The sequence below is a fragment of the Marinobacter shengliensis genome (genome assembly GCF_030297115.1).
Taxonomy (GTDB): Bacteria; Pseudomonadota; Gammaproteobacteria; order Pseudomonadales; family Oleiphilaceae; genus Marinobacter; species Marinobacter shengliensis.
The window spans coordinates 955,201-973,889 of record NZ_AP028062.1; the positions used below are offsets into that span (position 1 = coordinate 955,201).

An 18,689-nucleotide genomic window follows, 5' to 3' on the forward strand; every position below is an offset into this window, starting at 1 on the left:
AATCACCACACTGAGTTCGCCACGCGCTGGCGGGCGCTGGTTGTTGCTTACGTGCAACCCGTTGATTGGTCGTTCTCCGCAACCCTCAGGAGGGCGGCTGGCCAGGAGACAACCTCTTATTCATGGTGTGGAGGAGTGCCGGTTCCGCTTTCAAAAGAAGCAGGGAAACCGAAAATCCAGGCAACCGGGGCGAAACCCGGCTCATTCACTCGTAGAAGAGGGTAGAAAATCGTGGAGTTATTGTCTGGCGCCGATATGCTGATCCGCTCCCTGCAAGATGAAGGGATCGAATACATATACGGCTATCCGGGTGGTGCAGCCCTTCATATTTATGATGCGCTGTTCAGGCAGGACAAAGTCAAGCATATTCTGGTTCGGCACGAGCAGGCGGCGGTCCACATGGCCGACGGCTACGCCCGTGCAACCGGAAAACCAGGTACCGTACTGGTGACCTCGGGTCCTGGAGCCACCAACACTATTACCGGCATTGCCACCGCCTTTATGGATTCCATCCCCATGGTGGTTCTGTGCGGCCAGGTTGCATCCACCCTGATTGGTGAAGATGCTTTCCAGGAAACCGATATGATGGGTGTTTCCCGCCCGGTGGTGAAGCACAACCTCAGTGTGCGTCATCCGGAAGAGATTCCCGAAGTCATTCGCAAGGCCTACTACATTGCCGCGACCGGCCGTCCCGGCCCGGTGGTGGTGGATATCCCCAAGGATATGACCACCCCGAACGAGCGCTATGAGTACTCCTATCCCAAGAAAGTGAAACTGCGCTCCTATAACCCGGCGGTTCGTGGCCACGCAGGCCAGATCAAGAAAGCCGTGGATATGTTGATGGCCGCCAAGCGCCCGATGATCTACGCCGGTGGCGGGGTGATTCTGGGTAAGGCCTCCAGCCAGTTGACGGAGTTAACCAAAACCCTGGGATTCCCGATCACCAATACCCTGATGGGCATTGGCTGTTATCCGGCGACTGACAAACAACACCTTGGCTGGCTGGGCATGCACGGCACCTACGAAGCCAACATGGCGATGCACCACTCAGACCTGATTCTCTGTGTCGGCGCGCGTTTTGATGACCGGGTAACCAATGCCACCGAGAAGTTCTGCCCTGGCGCTCGCATCATCCATATCGACATTGACCCCGCGTCTATTTCCAAAACGATTGATGCCGATGTGCCGATTGTGGGCCCGGTGGATGCGGTTCTGAAAGAAATGCTCTCACTGGTCAAAGAGTCCAAAGACAAGCCGGATGCGGATGCGCTCGCGGCCTGGTGGAAGCAGATTGAGGAGTGGCGAGCATTCCACGGGATGCGTTACGAGACCAGTCCGGACGTCATCAAGCCGCAGGAAGTGGTTGAGATGCTCTGGAAGCTCACCAATGGCGACGCCTTTGTGACCAGCGATGTTGGTCAGCACCAGATGTTCGCGGCCCAGTATTACAAGTTTGATAAGCCCAACCGCTGGATCAACTCCGGGGGCCTTGGCACCATGGGCTTCGGCTTGCCGGCAGCTATGGGCATCAAGCTGACTCACCCGGATGACGAAGTGCTGTGCTTCACCGGTGAGGGTAGTATCCAGATGAACATTCAGGAGCTGTCTACCTGCAAGCAATACAATCTGCCTGTGAAGATCATCAACCTGAACAACCAGGCACTGGGTATGGTCAAGCAATGGCAGGACATGAACTATGAGTCCCGGCACGCTGAATCCTACATGGAGTCATTGCCCGATTTCATCAAGCTGGCGGAAGCCTACGGTCATGTCGGTGTTCGCATTGAGCGCAAGGAAGATCTTGAGCCCAAGCTCAAGGAAGTTCTGGCGATGAAAGACAAGCTGGTGTTTGTGGACATCTACGTTGACCGCTTCGAGCATGTGTACCCTATGCAGGTTGCCCGTGGTTCCATGAAAGACATGTGGCTCAGCAAAACGGAGAGGGTGTGATCATGCGTCGAATCATTTCTGTTTTGCTTGAAAACGAACCCGGTGCCTTGTCTCGGGTAGTTGGTCTGTTCTCGCAGCGCAACTACAACATCGAGACCCTGACCGTGGCCCCGACGGAGGATGAGACGCTGTCCCGCCTGACCGTCACCACCACCGGCTCTGATAAGGTCATCGAACAGATCACCAAACAGCTGAACAAGCTGATTGAAGTGGTCAAGCTGGTCGATCTTACCGAAGGTTCGCACATTGAGCGCGAACTGATGCTGGTGAAGCTCAAGGCGACCGGCTCCCAGCGTGCGGAAATCAAGCGCACGGTGGATATCTTCCGAGGCCAGATCGTGGACGTGACCAGTTCCGTGTACACGGTGCAGTTGGCGGGTGACAGCGACAAGCTGGATGGCTTTATCCAGGCGGTAGGTACCTCCGGAATCCTTGAAGTGGTGCGTACCGGCGTGTCAGGTATCGCTCGTGGCGAAAAGGTGCTCAGCCTCTGAGGCTGCTTTGCAAATTTGAACATCATGGCCCGGCAGGGCCATTACATATAATAGAGGTTTCTCATGCAGGTTTATTACGATAAGGATTGTGATCTTTCCATCATCCAGGGCAAGAAAGTTGCCATTCTGGGTTTCGGTTCTCAGGGCCACGCCCACGCGTGCAACCTGAAAGACTCTGGCGTTGACGTAGTGGTTGGCCTGCGCGCCGGCTCTTCCTCCATCGCCAAGGCCGAAGCCTATGGCCTGAAGACCAGTGACGTGGCTTCGGCCGTTGCTTCCGCCGACGTTGTCATGGTGCTGACTCCGGACGAGTTCCAGGCCCAGCTGTACCGCGAGGAAATCGAGCCGAACCTGAAGCAGGGCGCTACCCTGGCCTTCGCTCACGGCTTCGCGATCCACTACAACCAGATCGTTCCCCGTAAAGATCTGGACGTGATCATGGTTGCCCCGAAGGCACCGGGCCACACGGTGCGCACCGAGTTCACCAAGGGCGGTGGTATTCCTGATCTGATCGCCATCTTCCAGGACGCTTCCGGCAACGCCAAGAACGTTGCTCTGTCCTACGCCAGCGGCGTAGGCGGCGGCCGCACCGGTATCATCGAAACCACCTTCAAAGACGAAACCGAAACCGACCTGTTCGGTGAGCAGGCGGTTCTGTGTGGCGGCGCGGTTGAGCTGGTTAAAGCTGGCTTCGAAACCCTGACCGAGGCAGGCTACGCTCCGGAAATGGCTTACTTCGAGTGTCTGCACGAGCTGAAGCTGATTGTTGACCTGATGTACGAAGGTGGCATCGCCAACATGAACTACTCCATCTCCAACAACGCCGAGTACGGTGAGTACGTAACCGGCCCGGAGGTGATTAACGAGCAGTCCCGTGAAGCCATGCGCAACGCACTGAAGCGCATTCAGAGTGGCGAATACGCCAAGATGTTCATCTCTGAGGGCGCCCTGAACTATCCGTCCATGACCGCTCGTCGTCGCCAGAACGCGGCGCACGAGATCGAGACTGTAGGCGAGAAGCTGCGCTCCATGATGCCGTGGATTTCCGCGAACAAGATCGTAGACAAAGAAAAGAACTGATCCGGAATTTCCGGTACGGTTTGAAAGCGCGGCCCTAGTGGCCGCGTTTTTCGTATATACTCCGCCCAAATGCTTTCCGGAGTTTATGGAATGACTGAAGATAAAAAAACTGTCGACAAGCCCGAGTCACAGGGTGGTCCCGAGCCAGATATTGCGGCTGGTGAAGTGGTTGAAGAAGAGGTGGTTGAGGGTGCCAAGGTGCGCCGTAAAGGTATCTATCTCCTGCCCAATGCGCTGACAACGGCCTCCCTGTTTTCGGGGTTCTATGCCATTGTCTCGGCGGCCAATGGTGTTTTCGATAATGCCGCCATCGCGATATTTGTTTCCATGATTCTCGACGGCCTTGATGGCCGGGTAGCGCGGATGACCAATACCCAGAGCAAGTTCGGGGAAGAATACGATAGCCTTGCCGACATGGTGGCGTTCGGCGTTGCGCCCGGAATGGTGGCTTTTTTCTGGGCTCTGAACGGCCTCGACAAGGTTGGCTGGGCTATTACATTCATCTACGTTGCCGGAGCTGCCCTGCGCCTCGCTCGTTTCAACACCCAGATTGGATCGGTGGACAAAAAGTACTTTGTGGGGCTGCCGAGCCCGGCAGCTGCAGCGTGTGTGGCGGGTCTGGTCTGGTGCTTCCATCAGTATGAGCCAGCCACCTGGTTGACCCTGCTTTCGATTATTGTTGTCGGCGGCACCGGCCTATTGATGGTCAGCAATGTGCTTTACCGCAGTTTCAAGGATCTCGATATGCGGGGGCGGGTGCCATTCGCGGCCATCCTGCTGGTAGTGCTGATTCTTGTGGTGATCGCCCTTGACCCGGCAACCGTATTGTTTACGGCATTCCTGATATATGCACTGTCTGGTCCGGTGCGCGCCTTGTTCAGACAAAAGGCAAAACGCGCCTGATGCTATAGTGCACCCGCCCGGGGACGTCCGGGCGGGAATTTCTCCGGGAATCTACGGTCACTTATTCAAACCGCTTCCTCTGGAGTCAGCCCATGCTCATCAAACGGCGCCCTTCATGGTCTTTGCCCGAATCCGAAGTCACTCCCCGGTCTGTCTATCTGAACCGACGTAAATTCATGACCGGAGCTATTGCCTCTGCTGCAGCCCTCGCTGCGCCCGGCCTTTTGCGGGCAGGTGGCAGCCCGACAACCACACCGTTGACCTTCCGTGAAGCGCCGGAGTACTCGACCGACGAGAAGAAAACGCCCTTTGATGCAGTAGCCAAGTACAATAATTTCTATGAGTTTGGCACCGGCAAGGGCGACCCTGCCAAGTATGCCCACGAGATGTCTGTGGACCCCTGGTCTGTGGAGGTTGATGGCGAGTGTGCCCGGCCAGGTCGTTACGCCCTGGAAGATCTGCTGAAGCCCCACGACTATGAAGAGCGAATCTACCGGCTCCGCTGTGTTGAGGCTTGGTCTATGGTGATTCCCTGGGTTGGCGTGCCGTTAGCGACAGTATTAAGCCGCCTGGAGCCGAATTCGCGAGCGAAGTACGTGTACTTCGAAACCCTGCATGACCCAAAACAGATGCGAGGGCAGCGCTCCCTGTTCAGTACCATAGATTGGCCGTACAGGGAGGGGCTACGTATGGATGAGGCGATGAACGAGCTTTCTTTCCTGGCGATTGGTCTCTATGGCGAAACCCTGCCTAATCAGAATGGCGCTCCGATCCGCCTCGTGGTTCCCTGGAAGTACGGATTCAAGAGTATTAAATCGATAGTTCGGATTCGGTTTCTGGAAGAGCAGCCTAAAACGACCTGGGAATTGCTTGCGCCAAGTGAGTACGGATTCTATGCCAACGTAAACCCTGAGGTGGATCATCCGCGTTGGAGTCAGAAGAGAGAGCGGCGTTTACCCTCTGGTGTGCTCCGTCCGAATTGGATGGAAACCCGAATGTTTAATGGTTACGAAGAGCAGGTTGCGCATCTCTACAAAGGGATGGACCTGGCCAAGTTCTACTGATGTTGCCTGCAGCCGAACGAATGGTGTCGAGCGTTGTGGCGAAAGTTACCGTCTTTTGCGTCGCCTTGATGCCGCTGATATGGCTGGTGTCCGATGTTGTGGTTGGCCGAATAGGGCCGGATCCTGGTCAGGAGATAACAGAACGGCTGGGTATTGCGGCCTTCCAGTTATTGCTTGTGACGCTTCTGATAACGCCGTTGAAGAAAATGACCGGCTGGTCCGGTTGGTTGCGCCACCGGCGCATGCTGGGTTTGTTTGCCTTCTTTTACGCAGTGTTGCATGTGTTTGCGTTCTTGCAGCTGATTCTCGGTTGGGGCGATTTGTGGGCGACCTTCACACGCCGGCCTTACATCGCCTTGGGTGCTGTTGCCTTCCTCCTGATGATTCCTCTCGCATTAACGTCAACAAAAGCGATGATGAAGCGGATGGGTCGTCGATGGAAACCGGTCCACCGCTTGATCTACCTGTCGGCAATTTTCGCCTGGCTGCATTTTTTGTGGCAGGCAAGAAGCGATGTGACCGAAATGGTGGTATACGGGCTGTTGCTTCTGGCTTTGCTGTTTATCAGGGCATACTGGTTTGGTGTTTCTTCGTTGGTTCCCTTGCGAAAGTCCAGAGCTTGATTGGAAAGTAAGCATTTTGGTGGCGTATTGACCAGTGGCATAGGTGGAAACCGAATGAGGGGAAAGTTTTTCGAAAAAGGGCGTTGACAGTTTTCGTGGCGCCTGTAGAATGCGCACCACTTCTGAGGGACAAGCCGCTGACGGCAACCTCCCAGACGAAAGCAACTGTTTGAAAGTATTCGAAAATTTGATCTGAAGATTCTTCGAAATAAACGGTTGACAGGGCAGCGGAACGATGTAGAATACGCGGCCTTGATTGAGCAACAGCTCAAACGCTCTTTAAAAAGTTAACCAAGTAATTCGTGTGGGCGCTGGCCGAGGTATTTCGGATACGAAATATCAGGACAGTGACTCGTCGAAATTGAGTTTTGTCTTGAGCAAGAATTAAGAACTTTCGAGTTCTTGTATGATTTAAACTGAAGAGTTTGATCATGGCTCAGATTGAACGCTGGCGGCAGGCTTAACACATGCAAGTCGAGCGGTAACAGGGGGTGCTTGCACCCCGCTGACGAGCGGCGGACGGGTGAGTAATGCTTAGGAATCTGCCCAGTAGTGGGGGATAGCCCGGGGAAACCCGGATTAATACCGCATACGTCCTACGGGAGAAAGCAGGGGATCTTCGGACCTTGCGCTACTGGATGAGCCTAAGTCGGATTAGCTAGTTGGTGGGGTAAAGGCCTACCAAGGCGACGATCCGTAGCTGGTCTGAGAGGATGATCAGCCACATCGGGACTGAGACACGGCCCGAACTCCTACGGGAGGCAGCAGTGGGGAATATTGGACAATGGGGGCAACCCTGATCCAGCCATGCCGCGTGTGTGAAGAAGGCTTTCGGGTTGTAAAGCACTTTCAGCGAGGAGGAAGGCTCTGAAGTTAATACCTTCAGGGATTGACGTTACTCGCAGAAGAAGCACCGGCTAACTCCGTGCCAGCAGCCGCGGTAATACGGAGGGTGCAAGCGTTAATCGGAATTACTGGGCGTAAAGCGCGCGTAGGTGGTTAGGTAAGCGAGATGTGAAAGCCCCGGGCTTAACCTGGGAACGGCATTTCGAACTGTCTGACTAGAGTGTGGTAGAGGGTAGTGGAATTTCCTGTGTAGCGGTGAAATGCGTAGATATAGGAAGGAACACCAGTGGCGAAGGCGGCTACCTGGACCAACACTGACACTGAGGTGCGAAAGCGTGGGGAGCAAACAGGATTAGATACCCTGGTAGTCCACGCCGTAAACGATGTCAACTAGCCGTTGGGACTCTTGAAGTCTTAGTGGCGCAGCTAACGCACTAAGTTGACCGCCTGGGGAGTACGGCCGCAAGGTTAAAACTCAAATGAATTGACGGGGGCCCGCACAAGCGGTGGAGCATGTGGTTTAATTCGACGCAACGCGAAGAACCTTACCTGGCCTTGACATCCAGAGAACTTTCCAGAGATGGATTGGTGCCTTCGGGAACTCTGAGACAGGTGCTGCATGGCCGTCGTCAGCTCGTGTCGTGAGATGTTGGGTTAAGTCCCGTAACGAGCGCAACCCCTATCCCTGGTTGCTAGCAGGTAATGCTGAGAACTCCAGGGAGACTGCCGGTGACAAACCGGAGGAAGGTGGGGATGACGTCAGGTCATCATGGCCCTTACGGCCAGGGCTACACACGTGCTACAATGGCGCGTACAGAGGGCTGCCAACTCGCGAGAGTGCGCCAATCCCTTAAAACGCGTCGTAGTCCGGATCGGAGTCTGCAACTCGACTCCGTGAAGTCGGAATCGCTAGTAATCGCGAATCAGAATGTCGCGGTGAATACGTTCCCGGGCCTTGTACACACCGCCCGTCACACCATGGGAGTGGATTGCACCAGAAGTAGTTAGTCTAACCTTCGGGAGGACGATTACCACGGTGTGGTTCATGACTGGGGTGAAGTCGTAACAAGGTAGCCGTAGGGGAACCTGCGGCTGGATCACCTCCTTAAACGAAGCCGAATACTTCGGTCAGAGTCCACACGAATTACTTGGTTGGCTAATAAAGAGAGCAAAAGGGGCTTTGCAGTCCCGATGACTGTGTCGCATTAAAGTGAGGCAGGCATTAGCGCTGTAGATTGTGACAGCTGACAAGGCGCAGGCTGAGAGAGCGAGGGAGCGTACATGAGTACGTGACCGAGTGAACGAAGGCTGCAACGCAGCTCAGGTGGCACAAGATGCAGTGATAATTGGGTCTGTAGCTCAGGTGGTTAGAGCGCACCCCTGATAAGGGTGAGGTCGGTGGTTCAAGTCCACCCAGACCCACCAGAATTATCCAGCTCGTCGTTGCGCCAAGACTCGCATACTGATTGTATGCTTCGCCTTGACGCGCCTAGATCTGAATAATTCTTGGCAGCTTAATTGGGGCTGTAGCTCAGTTGGGAGAGCGCCTGCCTTGCACGCAGGAGGTCAGCGGTTCGATCCCGCTCAGCTCCACCAAAAAAGCCCAAAAGATCGATGCGTAACTAACTGACTAACTACGGTTAGCAGTGTACAGAAACAAGCTTTTCAGTGGTATGACTCGATAAAGGGTTGTTGCTGAAGATCTTCTTTCTGATCACTGGGTCAGATTTGCTCTTTAACAAATTGGATGAGATAGAACACGAATAGATTTCTCTCATTATCTCCGAGAGAAACTGTTCAAAGTGATAGCGATTTCAAGCGTTATCCGGTGTTGTCGTTGAAGTGGTTGTTATATTGCTTCAAGTGGCTGTCTCGAAGACACCTCGGAATCGGGCTTGCCTGGTGATGGGTGTGAATTCGTGATCAGTTGTCTTGGGGTTATATAGTCAAGCAACTAAGCGCATACGGTGGATGCCTTGGCAGTCAGAGGCGATGAAAGACGTGGAAGCCTGCGATAAGGTTCGGGGAGCTGGCAAACGAGCTGTGATCCGGACATCTCTGAATGGGGAAACCCACCTGGTTTCGGCCAGGTATCTTGTACTGAATCCATAGGTGCAAGAGGCGAACCGGGGGAACTGAAACATCTAAGTACCCCGAGGAAAAGAAATCAACCGAGATTCCCTAAGTAGCGGCGAGCGAACGGGGACCAGCCCTTAAGCTGGACAACTGGTAGGAGAAGGCCCTGGAAAGTGCCGCCATAGTGGGTGATAGCCCCGTATCCGAAACCTGAGTCCAGTGAAATCGAGTAGGTCGGCGCACGAGAAACGTTGACTGAACATGGGGGGACCATCCTCCAAGGCTAAATACTCCTGACTGACCGATAGTGAACCAGTACCGTGAGGGAAAGGCGAAAAGAACCCCTGTGAGGGGAGTGAAATAGACCCTGAAACCGTATGCGTACAAGCAGTCGGAGCAGACTTGTTCTGTGACGGCGTACCTTTTGTATAATGGGTCAGCGACTTATGTTCAGTGGCGAGGTTAACCGTTTAGGGGAGCCGTAGGGAAACCGAGTCTGAATAGGGCGAATTAGTCGCTGGGCATAGACCCGAAACCGGGCGATCTATCCATGAGCAGGTTGAAGGTGCCGTAACAGGCACTGGAGGACCGAACCCACTGTCGTTGAAAAGCCAGGGGATGACTTGTGGATCGGAGTGAAAGGCTAATCAAGCCCGGAGATAGCTGGTTCTCCCCGAAAGCTATTTAGGTAGCGCCTCGGACGAATACCACAGGGGGTAGAGCACTGTTTCGGCTAGGGGGTCATCTCGACTTACCAACCCGATGCAAACTCCGAATACCTGTGAGTACTATCCGGGAGACACACGGCGGGTGCTAACGTCCGTCGTGAAGAGGGAAACAACCCAGACCGCCAGCTAAGGTCCCAAAGTACCAGTTAAGTGGGAAACGATGTGGGAAGGCTCAGACAGCTAGGAGGTTGGCTTAGAAGCAGCCATCCTTTAAAGAAAGCGTAATAGCTCACTAGTCGAGTCGGCCTGCGCGGAAGATGTAACGGGGCTCAAACTGGTCACCGAAGCTGCGGCTGCATACTTTGTATGCGGGGTAGGGGAGCGTTCTGTAAGCCTGCGAAGGTGTGTTGAGAAGCATGCTGGAGGTATCAGAAGTGCGAATGCTGACATGAGTAACGACAATGCGGGTGAAAAACCCGCACGCCGGAAGACCAAGGGTTCCTGCGCAACGCTAATCGGCGCAGGGTGAGTCGGCCCCTAAGGCGAGACCGAAAGGTGTAGTCGATGGGAAACGGGTTAATATTCCCGTACCTTGGATAGCTGCGATGGAGAGACGGAGAAGGCTAGGTGAGCCGGGCGACGGTTGTCCCGGTTTAAGCGAGTAGGGAGTGGACTTAGGCAAATCCGGGTCCACAATTCTGAGACGCGACGACGAGTGCCCAAGGGTGCGAAGTCATTGATGCCCTGCTTCCAGGAAAATCTTCTAAGCTTCAGGCTATTCGAGACCGTACCCCAAACCGACACAGGTGGTCAGGTAGAGAATACCAAGGCGCTTGAGAGAACTCGGGTAAAGGAACTAGGCAAAATGGTGCCGTAACTTCGGGAGAAGGCACGCCGGTGTGTACGTGAAGCCCCTGCGGGTGGAGCGGAAGCCGGTCGAAGATACCAGGCCCCTGCGACTGTTTATTAAAAACACAGCACTCTGCAAACACGTAAGTGGACGTATAGGGTGTGACGCCTGCCCGGTGCCGGAAGGTTAATTGATGGGGTTAGCACTCGTGCGAAGCTCTTGATCGAAGCCCCGGTAAACGGCGGCCGTAACTATAACGGTCCTAAGGTAGCGAAATTCCTTGTCGGGTAAGTTCCGACCTGCACGAATGGCGTAACGATGGGGGCGCTGTCTCTACCCGAGACTCAGTGAAATTGAAATCGCCGTGAAGATGCGGTGTATCCGCGGCTAGACGGAAAGACCCCGTGAACCTTTACTATAGCTTCACAGTGAACTTTGAGCATGCTTGTGTAGGATAGCTGGGAGGCTTTGAACCCGGGACGCCAGTTCCGGTGGAGCCAACCTTGAAATACCAGCCTGGCATGTTTGAGGTTCTAACTCTGACCCCTTATCGGGGTTGAGGACACTGTGTGGTGGGTAGTTTGACTGGGGCGGTCTCCTCCCAAAGCGTAACGGAGGAGCACAAAGGTGGGCTAAGTACGGTCGGACATCGTACGGTTAGTGTAATGGCACAAGCCCGCTTGACTGCGAGACAGACACGTCGAGCAGGTACGAAAGTAGGTCATAGTGATCCGGTGGTTCTGTATGGAAGGGCCATCGCTCAACGGATAAAAGGTACTCCGGGGATAACAGGCTGATACCGCCCAAGAGTTCACATCGACGGCGGTGTTTGGCACCTCGATGTCGGCTCATCACATCCTGGGGCTGAAGCCGGTCCCAAGGGTATGGCTGTTCGCCATTTAAAGTGGTACGCGAGCTGGGTTTAGAACGTCGTGAGACAGTTCGGTCCCTATCTGCCGTGGACGTTGGAGATTTGAGGAAAGCTGCTCCTAGTACGAGAGGACCGGAGTGGACGAACCGCTGGTGTTCGGGTTGTGTCGCCAGACGCATTGCCCGGTAGCTATGTTCGGACAGGATAACCGCTGAAAGCATCTAAGCGGGAAGCCCCTTCCAAGATGAGATCTCCCTGAGGCCTTGAGCCTCCTGAAGAGCCGTTCAAGACCAGGACGTTGATAGGCTGGGTGTGTAAGCGCTGTGAGGCGTTGAGCTAACCAGTACTAATTGCTCGTGCGGCTTGACTATATAACACCCAAGACAATTGCGGATAACGCAGAGCAGGGCAAACGCCACGCTCCATAGAAATCAACATCACGTTCCATCTCGTCCTTCCCAGTGATCATCCGTTTTGCCTGACGACCATAGCGGTCTGGAACCACCTGATCCCATCCCGAACTCAGAAGTGAAACAGACCAGCGCCGATGGTAGTGTGGTTCGCCCATGTGAGAGTAGGTCATCGTCAGGCTCTTAATACCAAAGCCCCAGCATCCTTGATGTTGGGGCTTTTTTATTTGTGCTTCGGGAGAAGTGATATACTCCCTACCATTATCCAAACCCAAACCAAGTTTTGATGGGAGCCTTCCAATGGCCGCAACTGATCACCTGGTCATTTTTGACACTACTCTCCGTGATGGCGAACAGAGCCCTGGCGCCACCATGAACAAGAACGAGAAGCTGCGTATTGCCAAGGTGCTCGAGAAATTGCGCGTGGATGTGATAGAGGCCGGCTTTGCAATTGCCAGTCAGGGCGACTTCGAAGCGGTCAAGGCCATCGCAGAAACCATCAAGGATTCCACGGTATGTAGTCTTGCTCGTGCCCTGGATAAAGATATTGATCGTGCGGCGGAGGCCATCCGCCCAGCGGACAGCGGCCGTATCCATACCTTTATTGCCACCTCACCGATCCATATGAAGCATAAGCTGCAGATGGAGCCAGACCAGGTGGTGGAGCAGGCGGTTCGGGCGGTAAAGCGTGCTCGTAGCCATACCGACGACGTGGAGTTTTCCTGTGAAGACGCCGGTCGTTCCGAGCTGGATTTCCTGTGCCGAATTATCGAAGCGGCGATTGATGCCGGCGCCCGAACCATTAATATTCCAGACACTGTCGGTTATGCAATCCCCGAGCAGTTCGCTGAAACAATTCGACAGCTATTGAACCGTATCCCCAACGCTGACAAAGCCATTTTTTCCGTCCATTGTCATAATGATCTGGGGCTGGCTGTGGCTAACTCTCTTGCTGCGGTTACCAGTGGTGCCCGCCAGGTGGAGTGCACCATTAACGGTCTGGGTGAACGTGCCGGTAATGCTTCTCTGGAAGAAATCGTGATGGCGGTGCGTACCCGCCAGGATCTCTTCAATATTGATACACGAATCGATACCCAGCACATCGTGCCGGCGTCCCGGCTTGTGTCGACCATTACCGGTTTTCCGGTTCAGCCCAACAAAGCGATTGTCGGAGCCAATGCCTTTGCCCATGAATCCGGAATCCATCAGGATGGCGTTCTGAAGCACCGGGAAACCTATGAGATTATGCGCGCGCAAGACGTGGGCTGGCATACCAATAGCCTGGTTCTGGGTAAGCATTCCGGTCGTAACGCCTTCCGTACCCGGTTACTGGAACTGGGCATTCAGTTCGATACCGAGTCCGAGCTGAATGAAGCGTTTACCCGTTTCAAGGCCCTGGCTGATCTGAAGCACGAGATTTTTGATGAAGATCTCCAGGCCATAGCCAGCGACACGCGTCAGAAAGACGAGGAGGGGCGTTATGGTCTCGTCTGCATGCAGGTCTGCTCGGAAACCGGTGTTGTACCCAAGGCTCATCTGACCCTGACCATGGATGGCAAGGAACACACGGTTGAGGCCGAGGGCAGTGGTCCGGTGGATGCAACATTCAAAGCGATTGAGTCGCTGGTTGATTCAGGCTGTAATCTCCAGCTGTATTCCGTGAATAATATAACCAGTGGCACCGATGCCCAGGGCGAAGTGACCGTGCGCCTTGAGCGTGGCGGGCGTATTGTCAATGGCGTTGGCTCTGATACTGATATCATCATCGCATCAGCAAAGGCCTATATCGAGGCGTTGAACCTGATTGCCAGAGGTGGTATTCGTCAGCACCCTCAGGTGGCCGATGTCTGATAGTGACGTTATGTGGCACTTGTCCCCGGTCAGAGGCATGACGTGATCCGAAAAGAAGCGGAAAGGCAGTTCTATCTCGGGGCCGCAGGCATTCATCTGTGGTATGCCCGCGCACCGCTGCCTGGCGCGGCGGCAAGCCCGGAGTATGATTTCTGCGTTGCCGAAGTCGAGCCAGCCCCGGTCGTTGTTGATGCGCCGGCAACCAAGCGTACCGTGCCCACTCGCCCTGCCGTTGATCCCGGCAATAAAGACCGTCTGGCGCAACTCAAAAATCTGATGGAGACCGGCGCTGGTAAACCAGATAAAGCAGCGCCGCTGGCCGAGGCTGAGTCGCAAGTTGTGGATTCCGTCGAGCCAGACTCGGCCGCAGAACTGTTGGGTGAAAATCAGCCCAATGTCAGCCCACGGGTTGCTTCGATCAAAGATATCGCTCGGCTGTGTCTGCAGTTCTGGGTGGGAGATAGAGTTCTTTTGCTTGCCAATCTCTCCGAGGAAGCCAGTTTCAGCATGCAGGACGCACTGGCTCGCAACATTCTTCGCAGTCTCGGTGAGCAGACCCTGGACATGTCAGACGTCATTCGCTGGCCACTGTTCAATAATCTGAGGGTGTCGCTCAACAGTGATGCAGATCTGACGGGCTTACTGCGGCAAGCGCTGGTCCCTGCCACTGGCAAGTCTGTCATAGCGCTTGGTCTGGGAGCCGGGGCCGGTGCGGTACCCAATATCCTTTCCGACGTTATGGGTCGCGGCCCGGAAGTGGTGTTTGACGCCTCCCTTGCTGGCCTGGCAAGTAACCCGGTATTGAAACGAGAGTTATGGCAAAAGATTCGCTCCCTGGGCGCGAAGGATTAATGTCGACACAAATCCTTCGCCAGGTTCAGAATCAGGACCTGACGGTTCGCAGCCTCGTGGAATCCGATCTCCCCCGAGTGATGGAACTGGAGCGCCTGGGGTATTCTCACCCCTGGCCGGTGTCTGTATTCCAGGACTGTTTTAAGCCGCAATATCGACTGTGGGCGCTGATGCAAGGCGATGAGTTGGTAGGTTATGCCGTAGTCAACTATATGGTTGATGAGGCTCACCTGCTGAATGTCTGCGTGCATCCTGCCCTGCGGGGTCACGGAGCTGGCCGTTACTTGTTGCGCTACGCCGTGGCTGAATCTATCCGGGACGGAATGGTACAGATGATTCTGGAAGTCCGGCAAAGCAACGAAGCGGCGGCTGCGTTGTATGCCAGCGAGGGATTTGAGGAAATCGGCCGCAGGCCCGGCTACTACCCGGATGCCACTGGACGAGAAGATGCCTGCGTAATGGTCTATCGGTTCACCTGACCCCACGCTACCCCGTATAATAGTCCGTTTTTCACCCAACCCAATCAGGTTTCCGTTGTTTATGTCTAACCTATCCCAGGAAGTGGCCAAGCGCCGCACCTTTGCGATTATCTCGCACCCGGATGCCGGTAAAACCACCATTACCGAGAAAGTGCTGCTCTTCGGTCAGGCGCTTCAGAAAGCCGGAACGGTCAAGGGCAAGAAGTCCGGCCAGCACGCAAAGTCCGACTGGATGGAGATGGAAAAAGAGCGGGGTATCTCGGTCACCACCTCAGTGATGCAGTTTCCTTATGGTGGCAAGCTGGTCAACCTGTTGGATACCCCAGGTCACGAAGACTTCTCTGAGGATACCTATCGGACCCTGACGGCGGTTGATTCGTGCCTGATGGTTATCGACAGCGCCAAGGGCGTTGAGGAACGCACCATCAAGCTGATGGAAGTGACCCGCCTGCGTGATACGCCAATCATCACCTTCATGAACAAACTGGATCGCGACACCCGGGACCCGATCGAGTTAATGGATGAAGTGGAAGATGTTCTAAAAATTGCCTGCGCCCCCATCACCTGGCCGATTGGCATGGGCAAGAGTTTCAAGGGTGTCTACCACTTGTATCGGGATGAAGTGATCCTCTATCAGACTGGCCAGGGCCACACCATTCAGGAAAAGCGGGTTGTCAAAGGCCTGAATAACCCCGAGCTCGATGAAGCGATTGGCGGCTATGCCGCTGACCTGCGTGACGAAATTGAATTGGTTAAGGGTGCGTCTCATGAGTTTGATCATGAGGCATTCCTTGCCGGGCAACTAACCCCGGTGTTCTTTGGTACCGCACTCGGTAATTTCGGTGTGGACCATATGCTGGATGGCCTGGTTGACTGGGCGCCTGCGCCCCAGGGGCGCGAAACGGATGTGCGCAAGGTTGAGCCGGCGGAAGATACTTTTTCCGGTTTTGTATTCAAGATCCAGGCAAACATGGACCCACAGCATCGTGACCGGGTCGCGTTCCTGCGTATCGTGTCAGGTCGCTACAATCAGGGTATGAAGGCGCGCCATGTGCGGATTGGTAAAGAGGTGAGGTTCTCCGATGCACTGACGTTCATGGCGGGTGATCGTGAGCATGCCGAAGAAGCTTATGCCGGGGATATCATCGGCCTGCATAACCACGGCACCATCCAGTTGGGTGATACGTTCACCGCAGGCGACGACATGAAGTTTACCGGCATTCCCAACTTCGCACCGGAGCTGTTCCGTCGTATCCGGCTCAAGGATCCTCTCAAGGCCAAGCAGCTGCAGAAAGGGCTGATTCAGCTCTCCGAAGAGGGGGCTGTACAGGTGTTCCGGCCGATGAAGAACAACGACCTGATCGTGGGTGCAGTTGGTGTGCTGCAGTTCGACGTGGTGGTGAGTCGTCTCAAGAGTGAATACAAAGTCGAGGCTGTTTACGAGCCGATCAACGTCGCTACAGCGCGTTGGGTGAGTTGCAGTGATGAGCGCAAGCTGGATGAATTCCAGCGCAAGAACCAGGACAACCTGGCGCTTGATGGCAGTGACCGCCTGGCCTATATCGCCCCGACGATGGTGAACCTGAATCTGGCTCAGGAGCGTTATCCTGACATCCAGTTCCATAAAACCCGGGAACACTAACCAGCCACCGGAGGATTCCATGCAGCTGGTCGATGCCCATTGTCATTTCGATTTCCCCGAATTTGACGGGGTTCGCGATCAGGTTCTGGATACGGCCAGGGCTCGGGGTGTGGAGGCGCTGGTGGTTCCGGGGGTGCGCAGGGTGGATTGGGATCGGGTTGAGGCGCTGGCGTCCCCGGCACGCGGGCTCTGGTATTGTCTTGGCATTCATCCCTGGTTCGTCGACGAGCACAGCGAGCAGGATCTGGTGGTTCTGGAAACTCGGCTTTCGGCCCGGCCCGAGGGCTGCGTAGGGCTTGGTGAGTGTGGCCTTGATGCCCTTCATGGCGATCTCTCTGCACAATTGCCGTGGTTCCAGGCGCAGATCGACATTGCGGCCAGGCTAACCTTGCCTCTGGTCATCCATTCGGTGCGCAGCCATGATCAGGTGCATGGCCTGCTGCGATCGTCCGGCTGGTCCGGCAGGGCCCTGATTCACGGGTTTTCCGGCAGCTACCAGCAAGCCAGGAAACTGGTAGATCTGGGATGCTTTATCGGTGTGGGGGGTGTGATTACCCACGACCGGGCCCATAAAACCCGCGATGCCATTGCACGGTTGCCCCTGGAGGCGCTGGTGCTTGAGACCGACGCGCCGGATATGTCGCCAGCCGGTGTGGCCAAGGGGCAGAATTCCCCGGTGTACCTGCTGAACGTTGTGCAAGCGTTGGCGGAGCTTCGGGGCGGGCCGGTTGAGGCAGTCGCAGAAACCCTGTACGACAACGTCCAACGGTTATATGGTTGGCGCTGAGTTCAGGGGAGAATAGGGGATTGACGAAACACCTTGAGGCAGGGTTGGCTTTCCTTGCGGCTTCGAGTATACTTCGCGCCCTGGCTTTTCAAGGCGATGTCACTATCTCAGCCCCGAATGGTGGCGACGTCAACATACAGGTATGAACCTCCTCCGGATGCCTTGCATTTACCGGTGGTGGTTTTTAACGTTTCTTATATAGCGTTCAAGGCGGAATCAATGAAGACTCTGAGTGCGAAACCAGAAACAGTAAAACGTGACTGGTACGTTGTAGACGCAGCCGGCAAGACGCTGGGTCGTCTGTCAACCGAAATCGCCCTTCGTCTGCGGGGCAAGCATAAGCCTGAGTATACCCCTCACGTGGACACTGGCGACTACATCATTGTTATCAATGCCAGCCAGGTGAAGGTTACCGGCAAAAAGGCATCAGCAAAAATGTATTACAGCCATACCGGCTTTCCGGGTGGAATCAAATCCATCAACTTCGAGAAGCTGGTTGACAAGGCTCCCGAGCAAATCATTCAGAAGGCTGTAAAAGGCATGCTTCCGAAGGGCCCGCTCGGCCGCGCCATGTTCAAGAAGCTGAAAGTGTACGCAGGCGCTGAGCATGCTCATGCCGCCCAGCAGCCCAAAGAACTCGACATCTAACGGAAGGCGAATATGTCTGTAGCACAAAATTACGGTACTGGTCGCCGCAAATCATCCACGGCTCGCGTCTTTATCAAGCCGGGTAGCGGTAACATCTCCATTAACGGTCGCACCATCGAAGATTTCTTCGGTCGTGAAACTCTTCGCATGATCGTTCGTCAGCCGCTGGTTGTTGCTGAGTCAGCTGATCGATTCGACATCACCATCACTGTAAAAGGTGGCGGTATCAGTGGCCAGGCCGGCGCCATTCGCCACGGTCTGACTCGTGCGCTGATGGAATACGACGAAACTCTGCGCCCTGCGCTGCGTAAGGCGGGTTATGTTACCCGTGACGCCCGTAAGGTTGAGCGTAAGAAGGTTGGTCTGCGCAAGGCGCGTAAGCGTCCTCAGTACTCCAAGCGTTAATCGGCACCACTGTCGATGGAAAAACCCGATCCTATGGTCGGGTTTTTTTGTGTCTTTCTGGTGGCCAGAATTTTGATCTGACGCAGGGATAGGCTCTCGGGTGAGCCTTTCCGGCTTGTAAGCGAGGGGTAATTTCATTACCATTTCAGCGCTTATATTTTTGGGTTGTGAAGTCCTTTTCGAAGCGCAG

The 18,689-nt window shown here is 54.9% G+C and carries 13 protein-coding genes, 2 tRNA genes and 3 rRNA genes; all 18 read left to right on the forward strand.

Features of this window, described 5'->3' with window-relative positions:
- Window positions 1-231 precede the first annotated feature (231 nt).
- The 18 genes from QUE75_RS04400 (at window position 232) to rpsI (ending at window position 18,499) form a co-directional block, all read left to right on the forward strand.
- Entirely contained in the window at window positions 232-1,950 is a 1,719-nt protein-coding gene (locus QUE75_RS04400) for an acetolactate synthase 3 large subunit (protein ID WP_061332345.1), read from the forward strand.
- A gap of 2 nt (window positions 1,951-1,952) precedes the next feature.
- Entirely contained in the window at window positions 1,953-2,444 is a 492-nt protein-coding gene (gene ilvN / locus QUE75_RS04405) for an acetolactate synthase small subunit (RefSeq protein WP_061332344.1), read from the forward strand.
- Window positions 2,445-2,507: 63 nt separating this feature from the next.
- Window positions 2,508-3,524: a ketol-acid reductoisomerase gene (ilvC, locus tag QUE75_RS04410; RefSeq protein ID WP_061332343.1), complete on the forward strand. Its 1,017-nt coding sequence runs from the start codon at window positions 2,508-2,510 to the stop codon at window positions 3,522-3,524.
- Between the two features lie 90 nt (window positions 3,525-3,614).
- On the forward strand, window positions 3,615-4,427 hold the full coding sequence (gene pssA / locus QUE75_RS04415; protein WP_106693213.1) for a CDP-diacylglycerol--serine O-phosphatidyltransferase: 813 nt from the start codon (window positions 3,615-3,617) through the stop codon (window positions 4,425-4,427).
- 92 nt (window positions 4,428-4,519) lie between these two features.
- Window positions 4,520-5,491: a protein-methionine-sulfoxide reductase catalytic subunit MsrP gene (gene msrP, locus QUE75_RS04420; RefSeq protein WP_106693214.1), complete on the forward strand. Its 972-nt coding sequence runs from the start codon at window positions 4,520-4,522 to the stop codon at window positions 5,489-5,491.
- Window positions 5,491-6,114 (forward strand): protein-methionine-sulfoxide reductase heme-binding subunit MsrQ, encoded by a 624-nt coding sequence (locus QUE75_RS04425; RefSeq protein WP_286253912.1) that lies wholly within the window; start codon window positions 5,491-5,493, stop codon window positions 6,112-6,114. The genes msrP and QUE75_RS04425 overlap by 1 nt, the downstream gene beginning before the upstream one ends.
- A gap of 413 nt (window positions 6,115-6,527) precedes the next feature.
- Window positions 6,528-8,068, forward strand: a 16S ribosomal RNA gene (locus tag QUE75_RS04430).
- A 240-nt stretch (window positions 8,069-8,308) separates the two neighbouring features.
- Window positions 8,309-8,385, forward strand: a tRNA-Ile gene (locus QUE75_RS04435).
- A gap of 95 nt (window positions 8,386-8,480) precedes the next feature.
- A tRNA-Ala gene (locus QUE75_RS04440) sits at window positions 8,481-8,556 on the forward strand.
- 348 nt (window positions 8,557-8,904) lie between these two features.
- Window positions 8,905-11,796 (forward strand): 23S ribosomal RNA (locus QUE75_RS04445).
- 106 nt (window positions 11,797-11,902) lie between these two features.
- Window positions 11,903-12,016 (forward strand): 5S ribosomal RNA (gene rrf, locus QUE75_RS04450).
- Together the 16S, 23S and 5S rRNA genes with 2 tRNA genes alongside form the textbook arrangement of a ribosomal RNA operon.
- Before the next feature lie 119 nt (window positions 12,017-12,135).
- Window positions 12,136-13,686 carry a 2-isopropylmalate synthase gene (locus tag QUE75_RS04455; protein WP_106693352.1) on the forward strand — a complete coding sequence of 517 codons (1,551 nt, stop codon included), beginning with the start codon at window positions 12,136-12,138 and terminating at the stop codon, window positions 13,684-13,686.
- Window positions 13,687-13,728: 42 nt separating this feature from the next.
- Entirely contained in the window at window positions 13,729-14,538 is an 810-nt protein-coding gene (locus QUE75_RS04460; protein WP_286253916.1) for a hypothetical protein, read from the forward strand.
- The gene (rimI, locus tag QUE75_RS04465; protein WP_286253918.1) at window positions 14,538-15,017 is read left to right on the forward strand and encodes a ribosomal protein S18-alanine N-acetyltransferase; all 480 of its coding nucleotides are present in this window, start codon (window positions 14,538-14,540) and stop codon (window positions 15,015-15,017) included. The genes QUE75_RS04460 and rimI overlap by 1 nt, the downstream gene beginning before the upstream one ends.
- A gap of 61 nt (window positions 15,018-15,078) precedes the next feature.
- The gene (gene prfC, locus QUE75_RS04470; RefSeq protein WP_106693354.1) at window positions 15,079-16,659 is read left to right on the forward strand and encodes a peptide chain release factor 3; all 1,581 of its coding nucleotides are present in this window, start codon (window positions 15,079-15,081) and stop codon (window positions 16,657-16,659) included.
- Window positions 16,660-16,678: 19 nt separating this feature from the next.
- The gene (locus tag QUE75_RS04475; RefSeq protein WP_286253921.1) at window positions 16,679-17,446 is read left to right on the forward strand and encodes a TatD family hydrolase; all 768 of its coding nucleotides are present in this window, start codon (window positions 16,679-16,681) and stop codon (window positions 17,444-17,446) included.
- Between the two features lie 219 nt (window positions 17,447-17,665).
- Window positions 17,666-18,094 carry a 50S ribosomal protein L13 gene (gene rplM / locus QUE75_RS04480; RefSeq protein WP_022988664.1) on the forward strand — a complete coding sequence of 143 codons (429 nt, stop codon included), beginning with the start codon at window positions 17,666-17,668 and terminating at the stop codon, window positions 18,092-18,094.
- Between the two features lie 12 nt (window positions 18,095-18,106).
- Complete coding sequence (rpsI, locus tag QUE75_RS04485; RefSeq protein WP_058092410.1) at window positions 18,107-18,499, forward strand: 30S ribosomal protein S9; 393 nt, start codon at window positions 18,107-18,109, stop codon at window positions 18,497-18,499.
- Window positions 18,500-18,689 lie beyond the last annotated feature (190 nt).

What these genes read in the sequence shown, in the direction of transcription:
- ilvN (WP_061332344.1), top strand. Translation starts at nt 1,953, where the DNA reads ATGCGTCGAATCATTTCTGTTTTGCTTGAAAACGAACCCGGTGCCTTG.
- rplM (WP_022988664.1), top strand. Translation starts at nt 17,666, where the DNA reads ATGAAGACTCTGAGTGCGAAACCAGAAACAGTAAAACGTGACTGGTAC.
- pssA (WP_106693213.1), top strand. Translation starts at nt 3,615, where the DNA reads ATGACTGAAGATAAAAAAACTGTCGACAAGCCCGAGTCACAGGGTGGT.
- rpsI (WP_058092410.1), top strand. Translation starts at nt 18,107, where the DNA reads ATGTCTGTAGCACAAAATTACGGTACTGGTCGCCGCAAATCATCCACG.
- ilvC (WP_061332343.1), top strand. Translation starts at nt 2,508, where the DNA reads ATGCAGGTTTATTACGATAAGGATTGTGATCTTTCCATCATCCAGGGC.
- QUE75_RS04455 (WP_106693352.1), top strand. Translation starts at nt 12,136, where the DNA reads ATGGCCGCAACTGATCACCTGGTCATTTTTGACACTACTCTCCGTGAT.
- prfC (WP_106693354.1), top strand. Translation starts at nt 15,079, where the DNA reads ATGTCTAACCTATCCCAGGAAGTGGCCAAGCGCCGCACCTTTGCGATT.
- msrP (WP_106693214.1), top strand. Translation starts at nt 4,520, where the DNA reads ATGCTCATCAAACGGCGCCCTTCATGGTCTTTGCCCGAATCCGAAGTC.
- QUE75_RS04475 (WP_286253921.1), top strand. Translation starts at nt 16,679, where the DNA reads ATGCAGCTGGTCGATGCCCATTGTCATTTCGATTTCCCCGAATTTGAC.
- QUE75_RS04425 (WP_286253912.1), top strand. Translation starts at nt 5,491, where the DNA reads ATGTTGCCTGCAGCCGAACGAATGGTGTCGAGCGTTGTGGCGAAAGTT.
- rimI (WP_286253918.1), top strand. Translation starts at nt 14,538, where the DNA reads ATGTCGACACAAATCCTTCGCCAGGTTCAGAATCAGGACCTGACGGTT.